Source organism: Rhodobacter sp. SY28-1 (assembly GCF_005222785.1).
GTDB lineage: Bacteria > Pseudomonadota > Alphaproteobacteria > Rhodobacterales > Rhodobacteraceae > Tabrizicola.
The window spans coordinates 1,327,880-1,345,511 of sequence record NZ_STGH01000001.1 but is presented as its reverse complement, the minus strand read 5'-3'; the positions used below and the strand labels follow the sequence as shown (position 1 = coordinate 1,345,511).

The 17,632-nt window shown below is 65.3% G+C and carries 19 protein-coding genes, 1 tRNA gene and 1 pseudogene; 14 read left to right on the top strand and 7 right to left on the bottom strand.

Annotated elements, in window-relative coordinates; translation table 11 throughout:
• Positions 1 to 40 precede the first annotated feature (40 nt).
• Entirely contained in the window at positions 41 to 259 is a 219-nt protein-coding gene (locus E8M84_RS06620) for a hypothetical protein (RefSeq protein WP_137110353.1), read from the bottom strand.
• A gap of 482 nt (positions 260 to 741) precedes the next feature.
• Between E8M84_RS06620 and E8M84_RS06615 the strand changes: the two genes are divergently transcribed.
• Positions 742 to 1,437 carry a metal-dependent hydrolase gene (locus tag E8M84_RS06615; protein ID WP_137110352.1) on the top strand — a complete coding sequence of 232 codons (696 nt, stop codon included), beginning with the start codon at positions 742 to 744 and terminating at the stop codon, positions 1,435 to 1,437.
• Positions 1,438 to 1,858: 421 nt separating this feature from the next.
• On the opposite strand, the gene E8M84_RS06610 is transcribed toward E8M84_RS06615, so the two are convergent.
• Entirely contained in the window at positions 1,859 to 2,320 is a 462-nt protein-coding gene (locus E8M84_RS06610) for a nucleoside deaminase (RefSeq protein ID WP_137110351.1), read from the bottom strand.
• Positions 2,321 to 2,375: 55 nt separating this feature from the next.
• On the opposite strand from E8M84_RS06610, the gene E8M84_RS06605 reads away from it, so the two are divergent.
• Positions 2,376 to 3,461: a pseudouridine synthase gene (locus E8M84_RS06605; RefSeq protein WP_137110350.1), complete on the top strand. Its 1,086-nt coding sequence runs from the start codon at positions 2,376 to 2,378 to the stop codon at positions 3,459 to 3,461.
• On the opposite strand, the gene E8M84_RS06600 is transcribed toward E8M84_RS06605, so the two are convergent.
• A complete protein-coding gene (locus E8M84_RS06600) occupies positions 3,458 to 4,426 on the bottom strand; it encodes a hypothetical protein (protein ID WP_137110349.1) in 969 nt (322 codons plus the stop codon). The genes E8M84_RS06605 and E8M84_RS06600 overlap by 4 nt on opposite strands.
• A gap of 292 nt (positions 4,427 to 4,718) precedes the next feature.
• Here E8M84_RS06600 and E8M84_RS06595 point away from each other — a divergent pair, with 292 nt between their 5' ends.
• From E8M84_RS06595 to E8M84_RS06575, 5 genes are read left to right on the top strand one after another with little or no spacing between them, the layout of a single operon-like run.
• The gene (locus E8M84_RS06595; protein WP_137110348.1) at positions 4,719 to 5,582 is read left to right on the top strand and encodes a 5-bromo-4-chloroindolyl phosphate hydrolysis family protein; all 864 of its coding nucleotides are present in this window, start codon (positions 4,719 to 4,721) and stop codon (positions 5,580 to 5,582) included.
• A 17-nt stretch (positions 5,583 to 5,599) separates the two neighbouring features.
• Positions 5,600 to 6,772 carry a toxic anion resistance protein gene (locus E8M84_RS06590; RefSeq protein ID WP_137110347.1) on the top strand — a complete coding sequence of 391 codons (1,173 nt, stop codon included), beginning with the start codon at positions 5,600 to 5,602 and terminating at the stop codon, positions 6,770 to 6,772.
• Between the two features lie 17 nt (positions 6,773 to 6,789).
• Positions 6,790 to 7,725, top strand: a complete 936-nt coding sequence (locus E8M84_RS06585) for a DUF2927 domain-containing protein (protein ID WP_137110346.1) — start codon at positions 6,790 to 6,792, stop codon at positions 7,723 to 7,725.
• An 18-nt stretch (positions 7,726 to 7,743) separates the two neighbouring features.
• Entirely contained in the window at positions 7,744 to 8,844 is a 1,101-nt protein-coding gene (locus E8M84_RS06580; RefSeq protein WP_137110345.1) for an SPFH domain-containing protein, read from the top strand.
• A gap of 3 nt (positions 8,845 to 8,847) precedes the next feature.
• On the top strand, positions 8,848 to 9,984 hold the full coding sequence (locus E8M84_RS06575) for a primosomal protein N' (replication factor Y) - superfamily II helicase (protein ID WP_137110344.1): 1,137 nt from the start codon (positions 8,848 to 8,850) through the stop codon (positions 9,982 to 9,984).
• A gap of 3 nt (positions 9,985 to 9,987) precedes the next feature.
• Here the strand turns inward: E8M84_RS06575 and E8M84_RS06570 are convergent, their stop codons facing one another.
• Positions 9,988 to 10,176 (bottom strand): hypothetical protein, encoded by a 189-nt coding sequence (locus E8M84_RS06570; RefSeq protein ID WP_137110343.1) that lies wholly within the window; start codon positions 10,174 to 10,176, stop codon positions 9,988 to 9,990.
• A gap of 51 nt (positions 10,177 to 10,227) precedes the next feature.
• Here E8M84_RS06570 and E8M84_RS06565 point away from each other — a divergent pair, with 51 nt between their 5' ends.
• Complete coding sequence (locus tag E8M84_RS06565) at positions 10,228 to 10,545, top strand: antibiotic biosynthesis monooxygenase (RefSeq protein WP_137110342.1); 318 nt, start codon at positions 10,228 to 10,230, stop codon at positions 10,543 to 10,545.
• 4 nt (positions 10,546 to 10,549) lie between these two features.
• On the opposite strand, the gene E8M84_RS06560 is transcribed toward E8M84_RS06565, so the two are convergent.
• Positions 10,550 to 10,978, bottom strand: coding sequence for an excinuclease ABC subunit B (locus E8M84_RS06560; RefSeq protein WP_137110341.1), 429 nt, complete (start codon positions 10,976 to 10,978; stop codon positions 10,550 to 10,552).
• A gap of 118 nt (positions 10,979 to 11,096) precedes the next feature.
• Between E8M84_RS06560 and E8M84_RS06555 the strand changes: the two genes are divergently transcribed.
• The gene (locus E8M84_RS06555; RefSeq protein WP_137110340.1) at positions 11,097 to 11,384 is read left to right on the top strand and encodes a hypothetical protein; all 288 of its coding nucleotides are present in this window, start codon (positions 11,097 to 11,099) and stop codon (positions 11,382 to 11,384) included.
• 63 nt (positions 11,385 to 11,447) lie between these two features.
• A pseudogene (locus E8M84_RS21930) lies at positions 11,448 to 11,879 on the top strand (REP-associated tyrosine transposase); the annotation flags it as partial.
• Between the two features lie 98 nt (positions 11,880 to 11,977).
• Here E8M84_RS21930 and uvrB read toward each other — a convergent pair.
• Positions 11,978 to 14,161 carry an excinuclease ABC subunit UvrB gene (gene uvrB, locus E8M84_RS06545; protein WP_137110339.1) on the bottom strand — a complete coding sequence of 728 codons (2,184 nt, stop codon included), beginning with the start codon at positions 14,159 to 14,161 and terminating at the stop codon, positions 11,978 to 11,980.
• Between the two features lie 142 nt (positions 14,162 to 14,303).
• On the opposite strand from uvrB, the gene E8M84_RS06540 reads away from it, so the two are divergent.
• The 4 genes from E8M84_RS06540 (at position 14,304) to E8M84_RS06525 (ending at position 16,283) form a co-directional block, all read left to right on the top strand.
• Entirely contained in the window at positions 14,304 to 15,164 is an 861-nt protein-coding gene (locus tag E8M84_RS06540; RefSeq protein WP_137110338.1) for a bifunctional 2-polyprenyl-6-hydroxyphenol methylase/3-demethylubiquinol 3-O-methyltransferase UbiG, read from the top strand.
• 234 nt (positions 15,165 to 15,398) lie between these two features.
• Complete coding sequence (locus E8M84_RS06535; protein ID WP_137110337.1) at positions 15,399 to 15,710, top strand: ETC complex I subunit; 312 nt, start codon at positions 15,399 to 15,401, stop codon at positions 15,708 to 15,710.
• On the top strand, positions 15,711 to 16,175 hold the full coding sequence (locus E8M84_RS06530; RefSeq protein WP_137110336.1) for a GNAT family N-acetyltransferase: 465 nt from the start codon (positions 15,711 to 15,713) through the stop codon (positions 16,173 to 16,175).
• A gap of 31 nt (positions 16,176 to 16,206) precedes the next feature.
• Positions 16,207 to 16,283, top strand: a tRNA-Arg gene (locus E8M84_RS06525).
• Positions 16,284 to 16,350: 67 nt separating this feature from the next.
• Here the strand turns inward: E8M84_RS06525 and E8M84_RS06520 are convergent.
• A complete protein-coding gene (locus E8M84_RS06520) occupies positions 16,351 to 17,589 on the bottom strand; it encodes a mandelate racemase/muconate lactonizing enzyme family protein (protein WP_137110335.1) in 1,239 nt (412 codons plus the stop codon).
• Positions 17,590 to 17,632 lie beyond the last annotated feature (43 nt).

The window sequence follows — 17,632 nt, the reverse complement described above, 5'->3', positions numbered from 1 at the left end:
GCCCCGCCCCGCAAGCGGATGCAGGCCGGGGGGTGCCACCTTACCGCAGCAGGTCCCAGCCCGGGCCGCCCTCGTCCAGCGGCTCCAACCCGATGTCGCGCCGCAGATGGGCGTTCAGGCCCAGGGGCGGCACCGGCGGATCGCGCCGGAACGACCGCGCGATCAGCGCGCGCAGCACCGGCCAAAGGCCATGGGTGTCGATGATGTCGTCCAGCCTGCCGCGTAGCGCCGACCGGTCGAAATGGGTCATGGGGGTCATGATTGTTACCGGCGGCGCATGGCCTGGCCGGTCCTCTGTCTTGGATGGAATCGGGATGACCCGCGACGGACGGTATGCCCGGGGGTCAGTGCTCAGCCTGTGGGACGGGACGGACCGCGGGCGCCTTGCGCCTTGATCCGGCAGGATGCGTCAGGGGCGATTGAGCCCGCAAGTTCGCAGTCCTGCGCCAGCGGTCAGTCCAAAGGGAATGCCGTGACGGATGTATTCAGTCATAAGTCCGCCTCCCTTGGTTGATGCGGTTGCAAGGCGGCCTGATTACGCCGCGTCAGTGAGTCGCGCACGCAGAATCGACAGGGCCGCAGACTTCGCGCCTTGCTGTGCCCAGTCCGCCACAACCCGGTCCGCCACAGCCCGGTCGGCGGCAACCCGCCCGCCGGAACCGGCATCACGGCTGCGCGATTGTCATCGATACATTGCGCCAAGAAGTTACAATCCGCTGACTGACACAGAAGGAGAGACCCATGCAGATCACCTGGCTCGGCCATTCCGGCTTTCGGATCGAGATTGAGGAGGCCGTGCTGTTGGTCGATCCCTGGCTGACGGGAAACCCGATGTTCCCGGCCGGACGCGAGGACGAGGCCGTGCAGGGCGCGACCCATATCCTTCTGACCCATGCCCACGGCGACCACGCCTCGGACGCTGCACGGCTGGCAAAGAAGCTGGGGATCAAGGTCCACTGCATCCATGAACTGTCGGAATGGCTGAACGGCCAGGGCTGCGAGACCGTGGGATTCGGCAAGGGCGGCACGCTGATCCTGGGCGGGGCAAAGGTGACGATGGTCCATGCGGTCCACTCGGCCTCCATCGACTTCGGGACCAAGGGCCTGCTTCCGGCCGGAGACGCCGCGGGCTTCATGATCGCGGGCGAAGGCCACACGATCTACCTGTCCGGCGATACCGACATCATGGCCGACATGGCCTGGATGGCGGAATACCACCAGCCCGACATCGGCATCCTGTCCTGCGGCGGGCACTACACGATGGACATGGAGCGCGCCGCCTGGGCCGCGCGGAAGTGGTTCAACTTCCGCTGGGTGATCCCCTGCCACTATCGGACCTTCGGCCTGTTGGCCCAGGATGCGAGCGTGTTGAAGTCAGGCCTCCCGCCGGGGATCGAGGTGATCGAGCCCGAGGTTCTGGAAGCGATCCGGATCTGAGGGGACGGGCCGTCCACGCTGGTCAACTTTGGTGTTCCCTTTGGAATCAACAGGGTAGGCGTGGACGTTTACCGCTGATCAAGCATGATCGTTCATGCGACCCAGCCCTTCATCTGTCCCCAAAACATGCCCGCCGGAGGCTCTGCCCCCTGTCACCCATGACCGCTGCCAAAGTAGCACCACTACCGCCCCAAGCGTCCCCTCTCCCCATGGGGTAGAGCGCCAGGGTGAAAGGGTCGCACCGCCGCATATTCTGCACACCACCAGACCGAGGTGCCTCCCTCCCCCTGCTTCAGGGGGAGGGTCGGGGAGGGGGTTTCCGTGAGGGAAGACGCGAAAAGGCAAACCTTTCCAAATTGCTAACGCCCGCGACCAAGTCACTGAAATCGTTATGTCATCACAAATTGTCCACCGTGGACATCTACCGCCTGCCCGCGAAGAACTCCTTCAGCAGCGCCTCGGCCTCCGCCCCCCCGATCCCGTCATAGACCTCCGGAACGTGGTGGCACTGCGGGTGGCTGAAGACCCGCGCCCCGACCGCGACCCCGCCCGACTTCGGGTCCGCCGCCCCGTAGTACAGCCGCCCGATACGCGCCGCACTGATTGCGGCGGCACACATCGGGCAGGGTTCCAGGGTCACATAGAGATCGCAGCCCACCAGCCTTTCCGACCCCAAGACCGCGCAAGCCTCGCGGATCGCCAGCATCTCGGCATGGGCCGTGGGGTCCGCCAACTCCCGCGTCCGGTTGCCCGCCTGTGCCAGCACCCGGTCACCCTGCACGACAACGGCCCCCACTGGCACCTCACCGCGCGAAGCCGCCGCCCGCGCCTCGTCCAGGGCGAGGCCCATGAACGACCGGAACCCTTCGCGTTGCTCTTTCATGCCCGCATCACTATCCTGCCGACCCCGGCCACCAAGGCCCCGAAGGATGTGCCCCATGGCCGGAAAAGAAAAGCCCCCAGCCCCCAAGACGACGCCAAAGGCGACTGAGACCCCCGAAGGCGACCGCATCGCCAAGGTCCTGTCCCGCGCCGGCATCGCCTCGCGCCGCGAGGCGGAGCGGCTGATCGATCTGGGCGAGGTGAAGGTCAACGGCAAGGTCATCACCTCCCCCGCCCTGAACGTGACCGCAAAGGACAAGATCACCGTCCGGGGCGAACCCGTCGGCCAACCCGAACCGCCCCGCCTCTGGCTGTACTACAAGCCCGAGGGGCTGGTGACCTCGGCGTCTGACGAGAAGGGCCGCGACACGGTGTTCGACCACCTGCCCGAGGACATGCCGCGGGTGATGTCGGTGGGGCGGCTGGACCTGAACTCCGAGGGGCTGCTTTTGCTGACCAACGACGGGGAACTCAAGCGCCGCCTCGAACTCCCCTCGACCGGCTGGCTGCGGAAGTACCGGGTGCGGGTGAAGGGCAACCCGACCGAGCCCGAGATCGAACCGCTGCGCAAGGGCATCACCATCGATGGCGAGCGGTTCCAGCCGATGGAGGTGAAGATCGACCGCCATCAAGGCGCGAATGCCTGGCTGACGGTAGGTCTGCGCGAGGGCAAGAACCGCGAGATCCGCCGGGCGATGAACCACATCGGCCTGACGGTGAACCGGCTGATCCGCATTTCCTACGGGCCCTTCCGCCTGAACGAGTTGCAGCCCGGCGAGGTCGAAGAGTTGAAGCCCCGCGTCCTGCGCGAGCAACTTGGACTGGCCGACCCCGAGGAAGCCCCGAAGCCGGTCCGCAAGCTGGCCCCACGGCAGTCGAAGACTGGCACGCGGTCCACGGGTCCGGGCGAGGACCGCGCCAAGCCTGCGGGAAAACCGCTGAAACCGGGTGAGGGGCTGAAGCAATTGTCCGACACCTGGAAGAAGGCCACCCGCCCGCCTGCCGGGAAATCCGAACGGGGCACGTCCGGCCCCGCTCAAGATCGTCCCGCCAAGGGCCGCCCAGGCGCGGATCGCACCCCCCGCCCCCATGGCACGCCGACCCGTCCCGGCCCGCGCCCTGGTGGGCCGAAGAAGGGCTAGCTGCGGCTTTTCGCCTCCAGCGCCGACAGGCTGTCGGGCAGGAACCGTTCGGAAAACCCGGCGATGAAGCACCAGACGATCAGCTTGGCGAAGTTCGCCGAGGGGCCTTCGTATGGCATCCCCGGGCCATCATGTTTGGTCCAGAGGTCTCCGAATCCACCCGTGGCCCCGTTCGCCGGGGCGGGGAACAGCTCACCTCCGATCAGGTGGCCCGAGATCACGAAATAGAGGATCACCGAGGACAGCCCCCCGACCAACAGCCGCACCATCAGGAAATGCCAGGAATAGCCGTTTTCCAGATCGTCCACGCTGAGGCTGACGGCGGTGTTCTGGAAAGCGATCAGCCGGGACAGGTAAGCGCCCAGAAAGCCGAAGAAGGTCGTCACGATCAGGTTGTATTTTACCAGATCGGTGAAGGGCATCTTTTCAACCGCGACGGCGAACCAGCCGGTGCCAAGGATCAGGAAGACGCCGATGATCACCCCGGTCAGCCCAAAGCCAAGGTAGGTCATCCGCTTGGCCACACGCGCACGTTCGGCCCGTTCCGACCGGCGGGCGGCATAGCGGTTGTGAGTGTCGCGCAAGAGCTTGGCCAAGAGCGCCTGCTTCGCCTCGTCGTTCGCCTGGGCATCGCGGCGCTTGGCCAGCACCGCGAAGGTCGGTACAGCGATTTTTTCTGCGGTCAGGAAGGCGCTGTCGAGCGCGACCTCCAGGTCCGCCCCAAGCTTCATCTGGACCAGCAGAATCTCGATTTCGTTGGGGATTTCCCAATTCCGCCAATTTGCAGGCTGGTCGACGACCTGGGGGTCCAGCAGCGCCTCGATCCGCGAATCCCTTCGGTCAGGATGCTGCGCAAGGTGGCGGTGATAGCTGGCCCGCAGACCGGCCATATGGGCAGCCCAGGCGCGCTCTTCCCCCCGGCGGCCCCTGCTGTCGGTGCTTGCATTGCTGTCGGTATCCTGCATCGGACCCTCCATTCCCAAAACTGGCACGTCATCAAAATTGGCCTTCCAATTCGCGAAGCCTGCGCCCGATGCCGATTCTGTGCAAGGTTCCGGTCGGGGCCGGGTGCGGCATCGGGGAGGAATGCCGCCGATTTCCCCCCTGTGGCGCTGGCAAGGCATCCCCACCTCGGCTAAGGTCGAAGACAACGCACGGTGCAGGAGGTCACGCCATGTCGGGAACCGGATTGAGGAACCTGTCGCTGGCCCTGCTCGTTGCCCTGACGGCCTATGTGGCCTGGTCGGGGGGCGTCTGATGGCGGAACGGTTCGGGGGCAAGTACTCTCCCGGTGGCGGGCAGGCGGGCGCCGGTGTGCCTGTGCTGGCCGAGCCGCGCCCCGCGGGGCTTTGGCGCACGACGGTCCTGTTCCTGACCGCGTTCCTGTTCCTGTTCCCGGCCTTTGGCGACGGCCCGCGCGAGATGCTGTTGGGGCTGGCAGCCGGGGGTCTTATCATCCTGTCGGCCTGGCTGACGCGTGAGGGGCTGCGCGCGGAGGCGGCCTACAACGCCCGCAAGGTCGCCCGTCGCCCTGCCCTGCCGCGCAAAGCCTTGGGCGCGGTCATGACCGGGGCGGCCCTGGCAGTGGGGGGCGTGATCGCGGATCAGGGGCTGGTTTACCCGGCGCTGTATGCCCTAGTCGGTGCGGGCCTGCATCTGGGCACCTTCGGGCTGGACCCCGGCGCGGACAAGGGGATGGAAGGGGTGGATGCTTTCCAGACCGACCGGGTGGCCCGGGTGGTCGAGGAAGGCGAAGCGCATCTGGCCGCGATGAAGGACGCGATCCTGCGGGCGCGCGACCGGGGGCTGGAGCGGCGGGTGGATCAGTTCGCCGCGGTGGCACGCGGCCTTTTCCGCACGATCGAGGGCGATCCGGGCGACCTGACGGCGGCTCGGAAATACATGTCGGTCTACCTGATGGGCGCGCGGGACGCGACGGTGAAGTTCGTCGACCACTATGCCCAGACCCGAGATGCGACGACCCGGAGCGATTACGAAGCCCTGCTGACCGACCTTGAAACGACCTTTGCAGAAAAGACGAAGACCTTCCTTACCAATAGTCGCAGCGATCTGGACGTCGAAATCGCCGTCCTGCGCGACCGACTGAAGCTTGAAAATTGACCTGAAGGAACCCCCCGATGTCCAACACCGTCCAAGCCGATGCCCAGGCCCTTCTGACCGAGGTCGAGAAGGTGACCGCCGTCATTCTTGCCGAACCCATGGCCGAAGTTGTGCCGCTGGAGGCCGCGCCCGCCGACAAGGCCGAAGAGATCAAGAAGCGGATGGCCGAGGTTGACCTGACCAGCACGCAGTCGATCATCTCGTTCGGCTCGTCGGCGCAGGCGGAGTTGCAGGTTATCAGCCAGGCGATGCTGCAGGATGTGAAGAACAAGGACGTGGGTCCGGCGGGCGACAGCTTGCGCAAGATCGTAACGACGATCCGCGGCTTTGCGGCGGAAGAACTGGACCTGCGCCGTGAGGCGGGCTGGTGGGAGCGGCTTCTGGGCCGGGCGGCTCCGTTTGCCGAGTTTGTCGCGCAGTATGAGGACGTGCAGGGCCAGATCGACAAGATCACGGGCGAGCTGTTGACGCATGAGCATACCTTGCTCAAGGATATCAAGAGCTTGGACCTGTTGTATGAAAAGACCCTGACCTTCTACAACGAGCTGGCGCTGTACATCGCGGCCGGTGAGGCCAAGCTGGCCGAGACCGATAGCACAACGATCCCCGCCAAGGAGGCTGAGGTTGCCGCAGTCCCCGAGGCCGACAAGGTGATGAAGGCGCAGGAATTGCGTGATCTGCGCGCCGCGCGCGACGATCTGGAACGCCGGATCCACGACCTGCGGCTGACCCGGCAGGTGACGATGCAATCGCTGCCCTCGATCCGGCTGGTGCAGGAGAATGACAAGTCGCTGGTCACCAAGATCAACTCCACCCTCGTCAACACGGTGCCCTTGTGGGAGACGCAGCTGGCGCAGGCGGTGACGATCCAGCGGTCGAAGGAAGCTGCCGAGGCCGTCCGGGACGCGAACGACCTGACGAACGAGCTTTTGAAGTCCAACGCCGAGAACCTGCAGCAGGCCAACAAGGTGGTGCGGGAGGAGATGGAGCGCGGGGTCTTCGACATCGAGACGGTGAAGGCCGCGAACGCGACGCTGATCGCCACCATCAACGAAAGCCTGGCCATTGCTGACGAAGGCAAGGCGCGCCGCGCTGCGGCCGAAGTCGAACTGGTGAAGATGGAGGCCGAGTTGCGCGACACCCTGGCGTCGGCGAAGGCCCGCCAGACCACGCCCCCGGCCACGGCCTGAGGCGTCGGCGACAGGACATGGCGCGCGGGAAGACAGTCAAGTTTCTGGTGACCGGCATCGCGTGCTTTGGTCTGGCGGGGTGCATCGGCTCGGGGCCGGCGGGGTTGGCCCCGGCCCCTGACCCGATTCCCGTCACCCCGACGCCGCCAACGGCAAAGAGCATCGCCGCGCAGGCCTATTTCGCCCAGGTGCAGCAGGCGCTGTTGTCACAGGGCATGTTGCGGTCGGATGGCGGGGCGGAGATACCGGTCTCGGATCGGATGCTGGCCGAAAACTTCATGCGGATCGCGCTGTTCGACGAATACCGGCGCGGAGCGGGTGGGTTCGTCCGCGAGGAGACGGCATCTACCCTGCGCCGCTGGGAAATCCCGGTACGGATCGGCATCCGCTTTGGCGCAAGCGTGCCGCCCGAAAAGCAGGCCACCGACCGCGCCCGGATCGCCAGCTTTGCCGCTCGCCTGTCGCAGGTCACCGGGCACCCGATTTCAGTGGACGATCGCAATCCGAACTTCTTCATCCATGTCGTCTCTGAAGATGAGCGCGAGGCGCTGGGGCCGGTGATCCGCGCCACCCTGCCGGGCCTGGGAGCCGCCGAAGTCGCCGGGATCACCCAGATGCCGCGCACGACCTATTGCCTGGTCTACGCGCTGGCCGACAGCACCTCGGGCGCCTACACCCGTGCCTTTGCGGTGATCCGGGCCGAGCATCCCGACCTCTTGCGCCTGTCCTGTTTGCACGAGGAACTGACGCAAGGCCTTGGCTTGCCGAACGACAGCCCGCGCGCGCGCCCGTCGATCTTCAACGACGACGAGGAATTCGCGCTGCTGACCGACCAGGACGAGCTTCTCTTGCGCATGCTTTACAGCCGCGAACTGCGTCCGGGCATGACGGCCGCGGAAGCCCGGCCCATCGTCTTCTCGCTTGCGCGCCGATTGACCGGCGGCGAAAGTTGATCCCAAAGGGAGGGTCCCATGGTCTTCGATTTCCTCAAGGGCGAATTCATCGATGTCATCTCGTGGCTGGATGACACGCGCGACACGATGGTCTGGCGGTTCGACCGCCGGGGCCAGGCGATCAAGTACGGCGCGAAGCTTACGGTCCGTGAGGGCCAGGCGGCGGTCTTCATCCATGAGGGGCAGCTGGCGGACGTGTTCCAGCCCGGTCTCTACATGCTTGAGACCAACAACATGCCGATCCTGACCACCTTGCAGCATTGGGACCACGGGCTTCAAAGCCCGTTCAAGTCCGAGGTCTATTTCGTCAATACCACCCGGTTCAACGACCAGAAATGGGGCACGAAGAACCCGATCATGGCCCGCGACCCCGAGTTCGGGCCGGTGCGCCTGCGGGCCTTCGGGACCTATTCGATGCGGGTGACCGATCCCGGCAAGTTCATCCAGGAGGTCGTCGGCACGGATGGCGAGTTCACTTCAGATGAAATCAGCTTTCAGATCCGCAACGTGATCGTGCAATCGGCGTCCCAGGTCCTGGCCAAGTCGGGCATTCCAGTGCTGGACATGGCAGCGAACCTGGCCGACCTTGGCAAGATCATCGCCAATGCAATCGCTCCACAGGTGGGCGAATACGGGCTGTCGATCCCGGAATTCTACATCGAAAACATAAGTCTGCCGGAAGAGGTGGAGAAGGCGCTGGACAAGCGCACCTCGATGGGGGTCGTGGGTGACTTGAACCGCTACATGCAGTTCAATGCGGCGGAAAGCATGTCGCAGCCCGGGTCGGCGATGGGCTCGGCGATGGGGGCCGGGATGGGCATGGGGATGGGCGCCAGCATGGCGCAGAACATGGGGCCCTGGGGCGGGCAGGCGGGTGCGGCAGCCACCCCGCCGCCCCTGCCGCCGCAGCCGCCCGCAGGCAAGGTCTGGCATCTTGCGGTGGACGGTGCGACCACAGGCCCCTTCGGCGAAGGCGATCTGGCGCGCATGGCAGCCGAAGGTCGCCTGACCCGTGCCACGATGGTCTGGACCCCGGGACAGGACGGCTGGAAGATGGCCACCGACACCGATCTGGCCCGGCTTTTGGACAGCGTGCCGCCGCCCCTGCCCAAACCGTAAGCCATGCCGCAGGACGAATACCGCTGGCCCTGCGCCAACTGCGGCGCGCAACTGCGCTATGCGCCGGGCCAGACCAGCCTGACCTGCGACCATTGCGGCCACGTCCAGGCGATTGCGCCGGAAGCCCCCCGCACCCGCGCACGGGCCTTGCAGGAGCTGGACCTGGCGCGCGGGTTGCGCGACGACCTGTCCAGCGCCGACATGGTCGAAGTGCGCACGACCTCGTGCCCCAACTGCGGCGCCAAGGTCGAGATCACCGGCGCGACCCATGCCACCGAATGCCCGTTCTGCGCGACGCCGGTTGTGCTGGACACGGGAACCGAGCGGCACATCAAGCCGCAGGCTCTCGTGCCGTTCGTGCTGACCGAAGTCGAGGCGCGACAGGCGATGATCCGCTGGATGGGGAGCCTCTGGTTCGCGCCCGGCACGCTTCTGGAATACGCTAGGAAAGGCCGAGCGCTGTCCGGTGTCTATGTCCCGTTCTGGACCTTCGATGCCGATACCGACAGCCGGTATTCCGGCGAACGCGGCGAGTATTACTACGAGATCCGCACTGTCAGCGTCCGGGTCAACGGCCGGATGGAACAGCGGCAGGAGCGGGTGCGGCGCACGCGCTGGTATCCCGCCTCGGGTCGGGTGAGCCGCGATTTCGACGATGTACTCGTCATGGCCTCGCGCAGCCTGCCCGCACGGCTGGGCAATGAGCTGACGCCTTGGGACCTGGGGGCGCTGACCGCCTATACCCCGGAATTCCTGGCCGGTTTCCAGGCCGAGGGCTACACGGTGGCTCTGGCGGACGGCTGGCGCGAGGCGCAGGATCGCATGTCGAACGTGATCCGCCAGGACGTGCGCCGCGACATCGGCGGGGACGAGCAGCGCATCCATGACGTGGCGACATCCTGGTCGGATGAGACGTTCAAGCACATCCTGCTGCCGGTCTGGATGGCGGCCTACAAGTACAACGGCAAAAGCTACCGCTTTCTCGTCAATGGCCAGACAGGCGAGGTGCAAGGTGAACGGCCATGGTCGGTCTGGAAGATCGCAACAGTGGTTCTACTGGTCGCTGCAATTGCGCTGGGGGCGCTCTATCTGTCCGACCCTGAGGCAATCGGCCTGCCGCAGCCGGACTGGATGGACTAGCGCCTAGTCCGGGTCGCGCTGGAAGAACAACTGGTAGCCGGCATAAGCCCCGGCGGCCAGGAACATCAGCCCCCAGAACGGCGACTGGAGCCAGAAGAGCTCGAATGCGCCCCAGCCAAGGGGCATGAGAACGGTCAACCAGCGCACCCAGGCGTGGCGGAAGAACGGGTCGTTCGGGTCGAGAAACTTCATGTCTTTGGCCCCCGTTCATGGCATCCTTGCCGCATGAGAGGGAGGCCCGACATGCCGCAGATTGTCAAGGATTTCCAAGGCCAGACCGTGATCACCACCTTCGAGACGACTCCCGCGATGGCCTTCGACCTGATCGAGGCGCTGGAGGCCGCCTATGCGGACTTCATCCGCCTGCAGCCGGGGTTCATCGCGGCGGGACTGCACATGAACGACGCCCGGACGCGGATCTGCAACTACAGCCAATGGGCGCGGCGCGAGGATTATCAGGCGATGCTAAGGACGCCCGAGATGCGGGAGCGGAACCGCCAGATCAACGAGCTGTGCCGCGGGTTCGAGCCGGTGATGTACGAAGTGACGGGGGTCTTCTGAGGCCTCAGGCCGAGGGGACCTCGCCACAGGCCCGAAACGCCTCGACAGCCGGACGCGCGCCGGTCAGGTCGATGGGGATCAGCAGGTCCCCCGCCAGTGCCGCAGCGATGCGGTTCAGCGCCAGCCCGTCCAGCACATTGCCAAATCCGGTATCGGTGACGGTGAGCGTCCGGCCATCGTTTGACAGCTGATGACGATCGGTGCCGATGGTCATCGCCATCGGCCCTTCGAAACGGAGGCCAAAGCTGTCCGTGGCGGGCCAGGGGTCGGGGCGCGTCAGGGTGATGGCATAGGGCTGGGCTTGCGCGGGATCATATGTCACGCGGATCTGAAGCGTCGGGGTGTCCTTGAGAATGGTGCAGATGGGCGTGGGGGTGAAGTCCCAGGCCTGGGCGGGGGTGGCGAGGAGGGCAAGGGCGAGAAGGGCGCGCATCGGGAGGAAGGTGGCGCATGACAGGAAGCTGTCAAGCCACGGGCAAGAATGGCGACGCCCGTTAACCCGGCAGAAACCAGTGCTCGAAGAGACTGGAAGAAACCGAACGGAGGCACCGATGGACCCAGTGGACGAATTCGCCCGGCTCAAGGCCGAGATCAAGCGCTTGCAGGACCGGGCCAATGTGTTGCGCGATGGCTTCCTGCGGCCGGGGGCGCGGCTGCGGTCCAACCGGTTCGAGGTGACCATCAAGCGGCAGCGACGGCGCGTCTTCCAGAAGGACCGCCTGCCCGAGACGGTGCTGGCCGACCCGCGCTACTGGGAGGAGCGGGAAAGCGAGATTGTGACCTGCCACGAAATCGCGACTTTCCGCGCGGGCGATCCGGACATTGTCCTGGTGGAGTGACGGCTAGGTAGGGTGGGCGGTCCGCCCACCTTACTTTCGGGGAAATCCTTCAAGGTCAACGCTATGCCGAATTACCTCCGCTTGCGCGTTCCGGGTGCCACCTACTTCTTCACCGTAAATTTCGTAGAACGCGGCTCGACCGTCCTGTGTGACCGGATCGACCTCCTGCGTGACGCCTACCGGGCCACCGCAGCGGAACATCCGATCCACTGCGACGCGATGGTGGTCTTGCCGGACCACATTCACGCGGTCTGGACTTTGCCCGAAGGGGACGCCGACTTTTCCCGTCGATGGCAGAAGCTCAAGGCACGTTTTACGCAGGCGACAGGCCTCAGGGGCCTGCAGTCGCGCAGCATGGTCCAAAAGCGTGAGGCTGGCCTTTGGCAGCGCCGGTTCTGGGAGCACATGATCCGCGATGAGGCAGAGCGGCGCCGGGCGGTAGAGCATTGCCTGTCCGATCCGGTACGGCATGGTCTGGTCGCGCGGGCAGAAGACTGGCCGTTTTCCACCATTCATCGCGACATAAGGGCGAAGGTGGGCGAATCGCCCACCCTACGACACGTCGCGTCGGGTGGGCAGTTTGCCCACCGCCCTTATCTTCCGCGTCGCGACCGCTTCCCACCACGCTGCCCTGCCCGCCCGGCCGTGCTCCGGCCAGCCATCTTCACCGCCTCGGTCACCGCCTCCTCGATGACCTCCTGCCGGGCAAAGGGGTCGTCGGCGACGGCCAGTTCCACTGCTTCCAACCGCTTGACCTCGTCCCGCAGACGGGCGGCTTCCTCGAACTCCAGGTTCTCTGCCGCCTTGCGCATCTGGGTGCGCAGCGCGTCGAGATGGGCCGCAAGGTTCTGGCCGACCATGGGCTTGTCGACCTTGGTCGTCACGCGAGACAGGTCGGTGTCGCCCTGCCAGAGGCCCGCGAGCACGTCCTCGACGTTCTTCTTCACCGTCTCGGGCGTGATGCCGTGCTTGACGTTGTAGGCCATCTGCTTCTCACGCCGCCGGTTCGTCTCGGCCAGCGCGCGTTCCATCGACCCGGTGATCCGGTCGGCATACATGATGACCCGGCCTTCGGAGTTCCGCGCCGCGCGACCGATGGTCTGGATGAGCGAGGTTTCCGACCGCAGGAAGCCCTCCTTGTCGGCATCGAGGATCGCCACCAGCCCGCATTCCGGGATGTCGAGGCCTTCACGCAGGAGGTTGATCCCGACCAGAGCGTCGAAGGCCCCGAGGCGGAGGTCGCGCAGGATTTCAATGCGTTCGATGGTGTCGATGTCGGAGTGCATGTAGCGCACCCGGATGCCCTGTTCGTGCAGGTAATCCGTCAGGTCCTCGGCCATGCGCTTGGTGAGCACAGTGACGAGGGTGCGCAGGCCCTTTGCCGAGACCTTGCGGATCTCGTCCAGCAGGTCGTCGACCTGCATCTCCACCGGGCGGATTTCGACCTGCGGGTCGAGAAGACCCGTGGGGCGGATGACCTGTTCGGTGAAGACGCCGCCGGTCTGCTCCATCTCCCAGGCCGCCGGCGTCGCGCTTACGAACACCGATTGCGGGCGCATGGCGTCCCATTCCTCGAACTTGAGGGGGCGGTTGTCCATGCAGGACGGCAGACGGAAGCCGTGTTCGGCCAGCGTGAACTTGCGGCGGAAGTCACCTTTGTACATGCCGCCGATCTGGGGGACCGAGACGTGGGATTCATCAGCAAAGACAATGGCGTTGTCGGGGATGAATTCAAACAGCGTCGGCGGCGGCTCGCCCGGCGCGCGACCGGTGAGGTAGCGCGAGTAGTTCTCGATCCCGGCGCAGCTGCCCGTCGCCTCCAGCATCTCCAGGTCGAAATTCGTGCGCTGTTCAAGGCGTTGGGCTTCCAGCAGTTTGCCTTCCTCCTGCAACTGCTTCAGCCGGTGGAAAAGCTCATCCTTGATGCCCTTGATCGCCTGCTGCAGCGTCGGGCGCGGAGTGACGTAGTGGCTGTTCGCGTAGATGCGGATCTGCTTGAAGCTGTCGGTCTTGGCGCCGGTCAGCGGGTCGAATTCGGTGATCGACTCCAACTCCTCGCCAAAGAAGCTGAACCGCCAGGCGCGGTCTTCCAGGTGGGCGGGCCAGACTTCGAGGGAATCGCCCCGCACCCGGAACGCCCCGCGCTGGAAGGCAGTTTCCAGGCGGCGGTACTGCTGGGCAACGAGGTCGGCCATCACCTTGCGCTGGTCGTAAAGCTGGCCGACCACCAGGTCGACCGTCATCGCCGAGTAGGTCTCGACCGAGCCGATGCCGTAGATGCAGGAGACGGAGGCGACGATGATGACGTCGTCACGCTCCAGAAGCGCCCGGGTGGCCGAGTGGCGCATCCGGTCGATCTGTTCGTTGATCTGGGATTCCTTCTCGATATAGGTGTCGGTCCGGGCGACATAGGCCTCGGGCTGGTAGTAGTCGTAGTAGCTGACGAAGTATTCCACCGCGTTTTCGGGGAAGAAGCCCTTGAATTCGCCATACAATTGGGCGGCCAGCGTCTTGTTGGGCGCCAGGATGATGGCGGGGCGCTGGGTTTCCTCGATCACCTTGGCCATGGTGAAGGTCTTGCCGGTGCCGGTCGCGCCCAGAAGGACCTGATCGCGTTCGCCTGCGTTCACCCCGGCGGTCAGCTCCTTGATCGCGGTCGGCTGATCGCCCGCCGGCTGGAAGGGCGTCGACATCACGAAACGGCGGCCGCCTTCCAGCTTGGGCTTGGTCAGGACATCGGGGCGTTCGGTGACGGCATTGGCGTTGTTGTGCGGCATGGGGCACGGCTTTCGCGAGTCGGGGAGGGCAGGACAGATTTGATCTGTTTTTGTTCCAGTTCAAGCGGTGATCCGCGTGGATGGGTGAAACCGTTGCCGTACCGGCGGTAAGCGGCTAAGGCTCGCCCACCAGAGGTGAGATATGGCTGAGAAAATCGATACGCGGGCCGTGGGGCTGGATGTGGGGCTGGCGTTCATCCGCTGGCTGACCGGGGCCGAGAACCTGCACTACGGGCTGTGGACGGGGCTTGAGGTGACGGCGGGCAACCTGCGGGCGGCGCAGGACAACTACTCGTCCAAGCTGTTCGGCTACCTGCCCGAAGGCCCTCTGCGCATCCTGGACATCGGTGGCGGCGCCGGCGAGACCGCGAAGAAGCTGCTGGCGCTGGGACATTCGGTCGACATCGTGGTCCCGTCGGCCTTCCTGGCCGCGCGTTGCCGGGATACGGCAAAGGGCGCGCGGGTGCATGAATGCACGTTCGAGGCCTTCCAGGGCGAGGGACCGTTCGACCTGTGTCTGTTTTCCGAAAGCTTCCAGTACATTCCGCTGACCGAAAGCCTGCCGAAATGCGCCCGACTTCTGGCGCCGGATGGGAAGATCCTGATTGCCGACTGCTTCCGGACCGAGGCCTACCAGGGGCGGCACGTTCATGGCCCGCAGCCGGGCGGCGGCCATCGCGTCACCGTGTTCCGCGAAGCGGTTCCGCCGTCGGGCTTTGCGATCGAGGCGGAAGAGGACATCACCGAGGCCGTCGCGCCCTCGATCGATCTTGAGCAGCGGCTGTTCAACGTGCTGGGCCACGGGGTGACCCGCGTCTCGGACGAGATCCACGCCAAGAAACCGATGGCGCATTGGGCGCTGGCGCGGGTGCTGAGCCTGTTCCTGTCGAAGAAACGGCGCGACAACCTGATGCAGCGGCTGACCGGCACCACCCGGACCTCGGAGGCGTTCAAGACCTACAACAGGTACCAGATCCTGCGCCTGGGTCGGGCGAACGGGTGAACCAGCGACAGTGGTAAACGAAATCTTCATCCGAAAATACAACTTCTGGTTGATTTGAGTGACGGCATCGGCCATGATGATCGAGCAAGCAGCAACTGAACCTGCCGGTCAGCGTCAGATCCACCCCACCCACACTCCATGACACTGGCCGGCAGTCCTTTCATCCCGCAATCTCGCGCTTGCGCTTTCCGCAAAGCTTCGGAATAACGAAGGCCACGTCCGAAGGAGCCTTCCATGCGCGCCCGCATCTACCAGCCAGCCAAGACCGCCATGCAGTCGGGGACCGCCAAGACCCACCAGTGGGTGCTGGAGTTCGCCCCCGCATCCGAACGCGAGGTTGATCCGCTGATGGGCTGGACCTCGTCCACCGACACACAGTCCCAGGTGCGTCTGCGGTTCGAAACCCGCGAGGCGGCCGAGGCCTATGCGGCCGAGAAGGGCATCGCGTTCGACGTGGTGGAGCCGAAGCCGCGCAAGGCGGTGATCCGGCCCCGCGGCTATGGCGAGAACTTCGCCACCGACCGCAAGGGCGCCTGGACGCACTGAATGTCCTGGGCAATTGCCGAAGAACACCCGTTGACCCCCGACCTGGAGCTGCTGTTTCAGCGTCATACCGCCGACATGCATGCCGACACTCCGCCCGAGTCGATCCACATGATGGACAAGGGCGAGTTGGCGGCCCCGGGAATCCGCTTCTTCGTGCTGCGCGAGGACGGTGCACCGCTGGCGATGGGCGCCTACAAGCGGATCGATGCGACGCATGCCGAAATCAAGTCGATGCACGTCCTGACCGAAGCGCGGGGACGCGGGCTGTCGAAGGCGATGCTGGAGCATCTGCTGGCCGAGGCTCGGAAGGACGGGTTCACGCGGCTGTCGCTGGAGACGGGAGTGCAGCCGACCTTCATCGCCGCGCGGGCTCTGTATGACCGGGCGGGCTTCGTGGAATGTCCACCCTTCGAGGGCTATTGGGACGATCCGAACTCGATCTTCATGACGAAGGTGCTTGCCTGACCCGTGCGCTTGGCCCAAAAGGTCCGGGCGCGGGCTCATAGCTCAACTGGATAGAGCAAGGACCTTCTAAGTCCGAGGTTGAGGGTTCGAGTCCTTCTGGGCCCGCCATTTCTTCATACAGCGAGCCGTCCTCGTGGCATCGAGCCACTCGGACGGCGTTGCCACGGATGCGTGGTCAGGTCTTCGCGGAAGGAGCGCCACCTTCGAAGCGGTTGCCGTGGCGGTAGTCACATGGCGCCTCCTGCATCTGCAGGTGCAGACCCGGGCCGGTATAGGGGTGGGCGCGGGCGACGTCCTCATCGAAGTCGATGCCGAGGCCGGGGGCTTCGGGGGGCAGGATGTAGCCATCCTCCCATTTGATCGAGTTCTTGATGAGCTTCTGGTGGAAGGCCCCGCCGGTTTCGATGGTTTCGGCGATGAGGAGGTTCGGGATCGAGGCGGCGAAGTGGACGTTGGCGGCCCATTCGACGGGGCCTGCGTAAAGGTGGGGGGCCATCTCGGCGTTGAAGATCTCGGCCATGGCGGCGATCTTCTTCGCCTCCCAGATTCCCCCCACTCGGCCAAGGGCGGGCTGCAGGATCTTGACGCCCCCGGCGCGCAGGAGGGTGCCGAATTCGGCCTTGGTCGTCATGCGTTCGCCCGTGGCAAGGGGGACGCGGACCGACTTTGCGACCTCGGCAAATTCCAGCAGGTTGTCCGGCGGGATCGGTTCTTCGTACCAGAGCGGGTTGTAGGGTTCCAACTCGCGGCCCATGCGGATCGCGCCGGGGGTGGTGAACTGGCCGTGGGTGCCGAACAGAAGGTCGACGCGGTCACCCACGGCTTCGCGGATCGCCTTGCAGAAGGCGATGGAGCGGGTGATGTCGGACATCGCGGGTTCATGGCCGCCGCGGATGGTGTAGGGGCCGGCGGGGTCGAATTTGACCGCCGTAAAGCCCAGGTTCATGAAGCGCACCGCGGCCTCGGCAGCGGCATCCGGATCGACCCAGAACTCGGCCGATTCGCGGCCCGGTTCGGGGTAGAGGTAGGTGTAGCTGCGGATGCGGTCGTTCATCTTGCCGCCGAGAAGGGCATAGACCGGACGGTTCCGCGCTTTGCCAAGGATATCCCAGCAGGCGATCTCCAGCCCCGCGAAGGCGCCCATGACGGTCGGGTCCGGCCGCTGGGTGAAGCCTGCGGAGTAAGCGCGGCGGAACATCAGCTCGATGTTTTCGGGGTTTTCGCCCGCCATGTGGCGCTCGAAGACGTCTTCAATGACGGCCTGCATTGCCTTGGGGCCGACCGCAGAGGCGTAACATTCGCCGTAACCCACGATCCCGGTGTCGGTGGTCAGCTTCGGGAAGATCCAGTAGCGTCCGCCCCATCCGGGGAACGGGGGGGCAACGACGAAGAGTTCGAGGTCCTTCAGTTTCATGGGCCGTCCCCTCTGGCTGACCGAGGAGTGGGGGTTTCACACC

Bases quoted from the DNA above. Each gene is read 5' to 3' on its own strand.
- E8M84_RS06620 (WP_137110353.1), bottom strand. From the start codon at position 259: ATGACCCCCATGACCCATTTCGACCGGTCGGCGCTACGCGGCAGGCTG.
- E8M84_RS06615 (WP_137110352.1), top strand. From the start codon at position 742: ATGCAGATCACCTGGCTCGGCCATTCCGGCTTTCGGATCGAGATTGAG.
- E8M84_RS06610 (WP_137110351.1), bottom strand. From the start codon at position 2,320: ATGAAAGAGCAACGCGAAGGGTTCCGGTCGTTCATGGGCCTCGCCCTG.
- E8M84_RS06605 (WP_137110350.1), top strand. From the start codon at position 2,376: ATGGCCGGAAAAGAAAAGCCCCCAGCCCCCAAGACGACGCCAAAGGCG.
- E8M84_RS06600 (WP_137110349.1), bottom strand. From the start codon at position 4,426: ATGCAGGATACCGACAGCAATGCAAGCACCGACAGCAGGGGCCGCCGG.
- E8M84_RS06595 (WP_137110348.1), top strand. From the start codon at position 4,719: ATGGCGGAACGGTTCGGGGGCAAGTACTCTCCCGGTGGCGGGCAGGCG.
- E8M84_RS06590 (WP_137110347.1), top strand. From the start codon at position 5,600: ATGTCCAACACCGTCCAAGCCGATGCCCAGGCCCTTCTGACCGAGGTC.
- E8M84_RS06585 (WP_137110346.1), top strand. From the start codon at position 6,790: ATGGCGCGCGGGAAGACAGTCAAGTTTCTGGTGACCGGCATCGCGTGC.
- E8M84_RS06580 (WP_137110345.1), top strand. From the start codon at position 7,744: ATGGTCTTCGATTTCCTCAAGGGCGAATTCATCGATGTCATCTCGTGG.
- E8M84_RS06575 (WP_137110344.1), top strand. From the start codon at position 8,848: ATGCCGCAGGACGAATACCGCTGGCCCTGCGCCAACTGCGGCGCGCAA.
- E8M84_RS06570 (WP_137110343.1), bottom strand. From the start codon at position 10,176: ATGAAGTTTCTCGACCCGAACGACCCGTTCTTCCGCCACGCCTGGGTG.
- E8M84_RS06565 (WP_137110342.1), top strand. From the start codon at position 10,228: ATGCCGCAGATTGTCAAGGATTTCCAAGGCCAGACCGTGATCACCACC.
- E8M84_RS06560 (WP_137110341.1), bottom strand. From the start codon at position 10,978: ATGCGCGCCCTTCTCGCCCTTGCCCTCCTCGCCACCCCCGCCCAGGCC.
- E8M84_RS06555 (WP_137110340.1), top strand. From the start codon at position 11,097: ATGGACCCAGTGGACGAATTCGCCCGGCTCAAGGCCGAGATCAAGCGC.
- uvrB (WP_137110339.1), bottom strand. From the start codon at position 14,161: ATGCCGCACAACAACGCCAATGCCGTCACCGAACGCCCCGATGTCCTG.
- E8M84_RS06540 (WP_137110338.1), top strand. From the start codon at position 14,304: ATGGCTGAGAAAATCGATACGCGGGCCGTGGGGCTGGATGTGGGGCTG.
- E8M84_RS06535 (WP_137110337.1), top strand. From the start codon at position 15,399: ATGCGCGCCCGCATCTACCAGCCAGCCAAGACCGCCATGCAGTCGGGG.
- E8M84_RS06530 (WP_137110336.1), top strand. From the start codon at position 15,711: ATGTCCTGGGCAATTGCCGAAGAACACCCGTTGACCCCCGACCTGGAG.
- E8M84_RS06520 (WP_137110335.1), bottom strand. From the start codon at position 17,589: ATGAAACTGAAGGACCTCGAACTCTTCGTCGTTGCCCCCCCGTTCCCC.